Here is a 7677-nt window from a genome sequence, read left to right as displayed (position 1 = left end):
TCCCGGCGCAGCCGGGCGATCGCGGCGCGGGCCTCGGCACCGGCCCGGTCCATGGCGGCGAGCGGACCCTCGATCTCCGAGCCGGCCGCGACGGCCGCTTCGATCGCCTCGGCCGCCGTGACGATCTCCCACGCCCCGACGCCGCGGGCCGAACCTTTCAGCGTGTGGGCGAGCGTCGCCATCGCGGCCGGCGGGGCCGTGTCCATGCGGGCGACCAGGAGGGCGATCTGCTGGTCGAACAGGTCGAGCACCTCGGCCTGCAGGCGGGCGTCGCCGAGCGTCATCCGGAACAGGTGCGCGAGATCGATCGGCATCGCGTCCGGGTCGGTCGCCGGCAACGGCAACGGCACGGCAGGAGGCTCGACGAGGAAGTGGCTGTGCATGGTACGCCCCGGTCTTTGTTCGACGCCTGACCTTGTTGTTCGCGCACTGTGGCCGGCCGACCGTCACTCCCGGGTAAACGCCGATGCGTGCGAGCGCCTGCGTGGCGTCGCCGCAACAGGTCGATTCACGAGCATCATCAATGGTGGATTAACCCGGGGTCGCGACCTGCGCCGGGACGCGGGCCGCGCCACGCCGCGCCCTCGCGCCGGCGCGCCCGGGAGGCGTCGCGGCCGTCCCGCCTCAGGCCTTCGGCGGCTCGCGGCCGATCGCCCGCCAGCCCGCCTCGGTCAGCCGGCAGACCAGCCAGTCGGGCTTGAGCGGGTTGTCGAACCACGGCCTCGCCCAGCCGTGCGACACGCAGGCCTCGACGGTCTTGCGCGGCACGGCGCGCCCGTCCCGGTCGAAAAGCGGAAGTTTTCCACCCGGCTCGTTAACGCCTCGTTCGAGATAGCGGCGCTGCGGATCGGTCGGCCGCAGAGCCGCCGCATTGTCGCCCCCAAGATGAAGGGGCTGATCCAGCGGGAGGTGGTCGTCCGGGAGCCGGTCGTCCGTGCGGAGGGGCAGAGCTGGGATCGCTGCTGGCATGGGCGCACCCGTTAACGATGATTAAAAAAGGGTTACCGAACTTGGTTTCCCTGGGGCTTCCACCTCTCTAGGATAGTCACACCACGGGGGGGAATCCCAGCGGCATCGTCATTCCCGCCTGCGGCAGCGTGTCCGAGACGGCGTGCGGTCGCACGCCCGGACACCTTTTCCACAGGGCCTCAGTCCTGTTCAGCGTAGCTTGCGAGGCGACGAGCGACATGGCGAACACTCCGAAAAAGGCCAAGGATCCGACAGAGGTCGCTCTGTCGGCCATTCAGGAGGCCCTGAATGTGGGCGGCTCCGCGCCGGCCCAGACCCCTGCTTCGGACACTCCCGCGATCCAACCCGACGACCGGCGCGACCGTTCGCCGCCGCCCTCGTTCGGCCCCGATCCGCTGCCGCCGCCCGGCTTCCAGGACCCGATCGCCCGCCGGATGGAAGAGCCGCTGACGGTTCCGGCCAACGACGACCGCGAGACCATCGGCCAGGTGCTGCAGTCGCTGCAGCGCCGTCCGGCCCGCACGCCCTACCTGGCGGCCGGCCTGTTCAGCGCCGCCTGGGGCATCTCGGCGGTCGGCCTCCTCCTCGCCTATGCGGGCGAGATCGGCGTGCTGATGAGCCAGGGCGCCGTCGCCGTGCCGCTGGTGTTCGGCATCCTGTCCGGCATCGCCGCCCCGATCGTCTTCTTCTTCGTGCTCGCCAACATGGTGTCGCGCTCGCAGGAGCTGCGCATCGTCGCCCAGGCGATGGCGCGCGCCGCGATGCGCTTCGCCGAGCCGGAGAGCGTCGCCTACGACAGCGTCGTGAACGTCGGCCAGGCGATCCGCCGCGAGGTCGCCGCCATGGGCGACGGCGTCGAGCGTGCCATCGCCCGCGCGGTCGAGCTGGAGACCCTGGTCAACAACGAGGTCGCCGCCCTCGAGCGCGCCTACAACGACAACGAGGTGCGCATCCGCAACCTGCTCGACGGCATCGCCCAGCAGCGCGAGACGCTGGTCGGCGAGGCCGAGCAGGTGCGCAACGCCATCTCCAACGTCCATCTCGACCTGTCGCACGACATCTTCACGGTCTCCGAGGTCGTGGGCGAGCGCTTCAACGAAGTGGCGGGCCGCATCACCCGCGCCCTGTCCGACAAGGGCGAACACATCACCCTGGCGCTCGGCACCGCCGGCGACTCGATGATCGCGGCGCTCGCCGAGCGCGGCGGCGACCTCCTGGAGCGCCTGGAGCGCACCAGTGACGAGGCGACCCGCGCCATCGAGGCGGTCAGCGATCGCCTCGCCGACAGCCTCAACATCAAGACCGGCCACCTCAACGACGCCATCGTCGAGATCGCCGACAACATGCAGGACATGCTGGGCGGCCGCCTCGACAGCGTGGCCGACGAGTTCGCCCAGAAGACCATCTCGCTCGTCGAGCTGATGGAGAACCGGTCGCGCGAGATCACCGCCATGGTGATGGAGCACACCGACACCATCTCGGGCACCCTGGTCGACACCTCGAGCCAGATCGCCGAGACCATCGCCAGCCGCGTCGACGAGGTGAACAACACCCTCAAGGCCACCGGCGACTCGATCGTCCTCGACCTCAGCCTGCGCGGCGGCGACATCGTCTCCAAGCTGGAGGAGACCGGCACGGCCATCACCGACACGCTCGACCAGCGCGGCGGCGAGATGGTCGCCCGCCTGGAGGAGACCGGCAGCACCATCACGGTGACGCTGGAGGAGCGCGGCGAAACCTTCACCCGCACCCTCACCGACAGCGCCCATGCGCTGGCCGAAGCGGTCGGCACCCGCGGCGACGAGGTGCGCGAGCTGCTCGCCGCGCGCCTGCGCTCCTTCGAGGAGATCCTCACCACCGGCAGCGGCGAGCTCGCCGAGCAGCTCGGCTCGCGCGGCGACCAGGTCCGCGACATGCTGTCCGAGCGGCTGCGCGCCTTCGAGGAGATGTTCACGACCGGCGGCAGCGAGCTGGCCGAGCGCATCGGCCGCGACAGCGCCACGCTGGCGAGCCTGATCACCCGTCACCTCGCCGAGTTCGACCGCACCGTGAAGACCTATGGCGGCGATCTCGTCGAGCGCATCGGCGAGCGCACCCAGGAGATCAACGAGACCCTCAAGGTCTATCTCGACGGCTTCGACGGCCGCGTCGGCGCCAAGTCGACCGAGGTCGCCGACCTGCTGGAGAGCCGCCTCGTCCGCTTCCAGGACGCGCTCGACCAGCGCACCCTGACGATCGGCGAGACGCTGACGACCCGCGTCGCCGACATCAGCAAGACGGTGGGCGAGAGCAGCAAGGAGGTCGTCGCCGCGCTCGACCGCCGCGTCGAGGCGATCACCGGCCTGATCAATGCCGGCGGCCAGCAGTTCATCGACGCCGTCGGCGGCAAGATGAGCGAGATCGACGGCACCCTCGCCACCCGCTCGAACGAGGTCACGGCCGCCCTCGACGGCCGCATCGCGCGCCTGGAGGAGCTGCTCGTCACCCGCGCCGCCACCCTGACCGGCGAGATCGAGAGCCGCAGCCAGGCCGCCGCCGAGCTGCTGCTCGGCCGCGCCGAAAGCCTGACCGCCTCGGTCGAGGCGCGCAGCAAGGCCGCCGCCGAGGAGATGCTGGCGCGGGCCGAGAGCCTGACCAGCGACGTGGAGACGCGCAGCAAGGCGGTCGCCGACGCGCTGGTCGACCGCACACAGGCGGTCACGCACGAGATCGAGATGCGGACCCGCTCGGCCGCCGACGCCCTGCTCGGCCGGGTCGAGACTCTCTCGGCCGACGTCGAGACGCGCAGCACCGCCGCCATCGAAGGCCTGGTCGGCCGCCTCGGCACCGCCACGGCCGACATCGAGACCCGCACCCGCTCGGTCACCGACCTGCTCGTCGACCGCGCCGCGACCGTCACGCAGGAGATCGAGACCCGCACCCTGTCGGCCGCCGACCTGCTGGTCGGCCGCATCGGCACGGCCGCGGCGGACGTCGAGACCCGCAGCACCGCGGTGTCCGATCTCCTCGTCGGCCGCATCGCGTCGGCCACGGCCGAGGTCGAGAGCCGCGGCAACGCGGTCGGCGACCTGCTGGTCGGCCGCATCGGCATCGCCACGGCCGAGATCGAGACGCGCGGCAGCGCCGTCGCCGACCTCCTGGTCGACCGCATCGCCGCCGCCACGGCGGAGGTCGAGAGCCGCGGCAACGCCGTCGCCGACCTCGTGGTCGGCCGCATCGGCACCGCCACGGCGGACATCGAGACGCGCGGCAACACCGTCGCCGACACGCTCGTCGCCCGCATCGGCGCGGCGACCGCCGACATGGAGACCCGCACCGGCGCCATCGCCGACCAGCTGCTCGGCCGCGCCGACATGGTGACGACCGACATCGAGGTCCGCACCCGCGCGGCCGCCGACCGCCTGGTCGAGCGCACCGCCGCGGTGGCGAGCGACATCGAGCAGACCGCCGGCACGGCGGCCGAGGGCTTCGCGACCCGCATCGACCGGCTCGCGGCCGAGATCGAGGGCCGCAGCAGCTCGTCGGCCTCGTTCCTGCTCGACCGCTTCGAGGGCTTCGCCCGCGACATCGAGGTGCGCAGCAACACCGCCGCGTCGTTCCTCGGCGAGCGGATGGACACCTTCGGCATCGAGCTCGAGGCCCGCTCCGGCACCATCGTGGCGGCGCTCGCCGACCGCGCCCAGACGGTCGCCCACGCGGTCGAGAGCCGCACCGGCACCGCCGCCTCCCTGCTGGTCGAGCACGCCGAGCGTGCGACCCGCGCCCTGGAGGAGCGCAGCACCGCCGCGACCGAGCTCCTGACCGGCCGCTTCGAGACCGCCGCGCGCGACGTCGAGACCCGCAGCAACGCCGCCACCGAGACGCTGGCGACGCGGCTCGAGCAGGCGACCCGCGAGATCGAGCATCGCAGCCGCGAGGCGACCGCGACCCTCGCCGGGCGCATCGAGCAGCTCGCCGAGGCCGTCAAGGTCAACACCATGGAGGCCGAGATCGCGCTCGAGCGGCTCGGCGAGACCACGGCCAACGCGGTGCGCAGCAGCGCCGCCGACGCCGAGACCAGCATCCTGCGCGCCTCGGGCGTGTCGACCGACCAGCTCCGCTCCGTCGTGAGCGACATCCAGGAGCTGCTCACCACCGTGTCGTCCGGCGTCGCCGGCACCCTCAAGCAGGACGCCGTCGACCTCGAACGCCTCCTGACGACCACTTCGTCGAACGTCAGCGGCGTGCTCAAGCAGGACGCCGCGGAGATCGAGCGGCTGCTGCGCTCACTCTCCTCCGGTGTCTCGGCGACGCTGCGCCAGGATGCCGCCGAGGTCGAGCGCTCGCTGTCGAGCGTCACCGACGGCATCACCCAGACGCTGCGGCACGACGCGGGCGAGTTCGAGCGCAGTCTGACGGCGCTGTCGGTCGGCATCTCGAGCCGGCTGCGCCAGGACACGGCCGAGGTCGAGCAGGCGCTCACCGGCCTGTCGACCGAGGTCAGCGGCACGCTGCGGTCCGACGCCGCCGAGATCGAGCGCACGCTCACCGGCGTGTCGTCGAGCATCGGCGCGACGCTGAAGCGGGACGCCGGCGACGTCGAGCGCACCCTCACGGCCGTGACCAGCCATCTCGGCGACACCATCAAGCGCGACGCCGCCGACCTTCAGCAGTCGCTGACCGCCGTGTCGTCGACGGTCGGCGAGGCGCTGAAGCAGGACGCCGGCGAGGTCGAACGCACCCTCACCGCGGTGACGACCCATCTCGGCGACACGCTCAAGCGCAACGCCGCGGAGGTGCAGCAGTCGCTCACCGGGCTGTCCACCGAGGTCGCCGCGACCTTCGTCGGCAAGGCCGACGAGATCGCCGGCTCGATCGAGAAGCGCTCCGGCGAGCTCAACCGCGTGCTCGACGAGAAGAGCAGCGGCCTCCTCTCCGCCATGACGGCGAAGAGCAGCGAGTTCACGGCCGGCATGGGCCGGGTCACCGACCACGCCGTGAAGTCCATCGAGGCGAAGGCCTTCGCCTTCACCCAGACCATGATGGACAACTCCAACGAGCTCGCCCGCGTCATCACCGAGGCCAGCACCAAGGCCACCGACACGGTCAACAAGAGCCTGAAGGACCTGCAGGAGACGTCGCGCGTCGCCGTCACCGACTCGGCCGCGGCGCTGACCAAGCGCATGCAGGACTGGCAGGAGATCACCCGCTCGACCGTCGCCCAGTCGGCCACCGGCCTGACCCAGAAGCTGCAGGAGCTGCAGGAGGTGACCCGCACCACGGTCGCCCAGTCGACCACGGCGCTCTCGCAGAAGGCACAGGAGCTGCAGGAGGCGACCAAGAGCGTGGTGGCGCAGTCCACCGCCGCCCTCGCCCAGGCGACGCAGGAGATGCAGAAGGCCGCCACCGCCTCGGTGACGCAGTCGACCGCGACCCTCACCCAGAAGACCCAGGAGCTGCAGGACACCACGACGCGCCTGGTCGGCCAGTCCGGCAACGTCCTGTCGGCGCGCGCCCAGGAGCTGCAGGCGGCGACCCGCCTCGCCGTCGAGCAGTCGACCGACTCGATCCTCGGCCGCATCGAGGAGCTGCAGAAGGTCTCGCAGGAGGCGATCGATCAGTCGAAGCAGACCGCCGTCGCCACCGTCTCCGAAATCCTGGAGACGCACGGCATGCTGCGCTCCGACACGACCGCGCTGTTCGAGCGGCTGCGCGAGGCGAACAGCCTGATCCAGGAGGTGCTGGGTGGCGCCCAGGACAATCTCGGCGCCATCGAGCAGGGCCTGTCGGCGCGGGTGACCGAGTTCGTCACCACGATGAACGAGCTGCTCGCCCGCACCAACCAGACCACCGACCGTGTGAACGAGCACATCGGCACGTTCCAGGACATCTCCGGGCGCGTGATGACCGAGCTCGGCGAGATCGTCACCCAGTTCGACAGCCACGGCCGGTCGCTGACCGACATGGTCGAGCTGATCGAGGGCTCGAACCGGCGCAGCGAGGAGGTACTCTCGGAACGCCGGACCGAGCTCGAGAGCATCGTCACGACGCTCGACGGCCGCACCGAGGATCTCGACCTGCGCCTCAAGCGCTTCTCGGATCTGCTCGAGGAGTCGCTCGGCGCCGCCGAGGGCCGGGCCCGCGACATCGCCCGCATCGTCGCCGAGGCCTCGTCGCAGGGCGCCCGCGCCATCGCCGAGAACCACGAGCGCGTCCGCTCGACGGCCGAGGAGGAGCGTCAGCGCACCGCCGAGAGCCTGCGCGGCGTCTACGAGCAGGCATCGAACGAGGCGCACGCCCTGTTCCGGCAGACCGCGAACGAAGCCGAGTCGATGCTGCAGACGGCGACCGAGCGCTTTACCGAGGTGCTGTCGAACATGAAGCACATGACCGCGGAGATGCAGCGGGAGCTGGAAGGCACCCGCCAGGAGCTGCGCCGCGGCATCCTCGAGCTGCCGCAGGAGACGGCCGAGAGCGCGGCCCAGATGCGGCGCGTCATCGTCGACCAGATCGAGGCGCTGGCGGAGCTCAACCGCATCGTCGCCCGCCACGGCCGCACCCTCGACACCACCGCGGCCGAGCCGGCCCGTCGCACCTATCGCGAGGAGCCCGAGCTCGCCGTCGCGTCCGGTGGCGGTCGCAGCCAGCCGGTCGCCCGCGGGCCGATGCGCGAGCCGCCGCAGGCGCCCCGCGCCGAGGTGCCGATGGGTCCGCCCGCGCCGCCCCCGG

The 7677-nt window shown here is 71.6% G+C and carries 3 protein-coding genes; 1 reads left to right on the top strand and 2 read right to left on the bottom strand.

Going from position 1 to position 7677, the window contains the following annotated elements; genetic code table 11:
- Together CCR97_RS17970 and CCR97_RS17965 are read right to left on the bottom strand one after the other, a co-directional pair.
- Positions 1-383: Hpt domain-containing protein (locus tag CCR97_RS17970; protein ID WP_201159732.1), on the bottom strand; the 383-nt coding region annotated here is incomplete at its 3' end.
- Positions 384-624: 241 nt separating this feature from the next.
- Positions 625-768 carry a hypothetical protein gene (locus tag CCR97_RS17965; protein ID WP_201159731.1) on the bottom strand — a complete coding sequence of 48 codons (144 nt, stop codon included), beginning with the start codon at positions 766-768 and terminating at the stop codon, positions 625-627.
- A gap of 419 nt (positions 769-1187) precedes the next feature.
- On the opposite strand from CCR97_RS17965, the gene CCR97_RS17960 reads away from it, so the two are divergent.
- On the top strand, positions 1188-7677 hold a 6490-nt coding region (locus CCR97_RS17960; RefSeq protein WP_201159730.1), incomplete at its 3' end, for an apolipoprotein A-IV repeat region-like domain-containing protein.

The organism is Rhodoplanes elegans, assembly GCF_016653355.1.
In the GTDB taxonomy this organism is placed as follows: Bacteria; Pseudomonadota; Alphaproteobacteria; order Rhizobiales; family Xanthobacteraceae; genus Rhodoplanes; species Rhodoplanes elegans.
The sequence above is the reverse complement of the archived record's forward strand: the minus strand, read 5'-3'. Positions and strand labels throughout refer to the sequence as shown.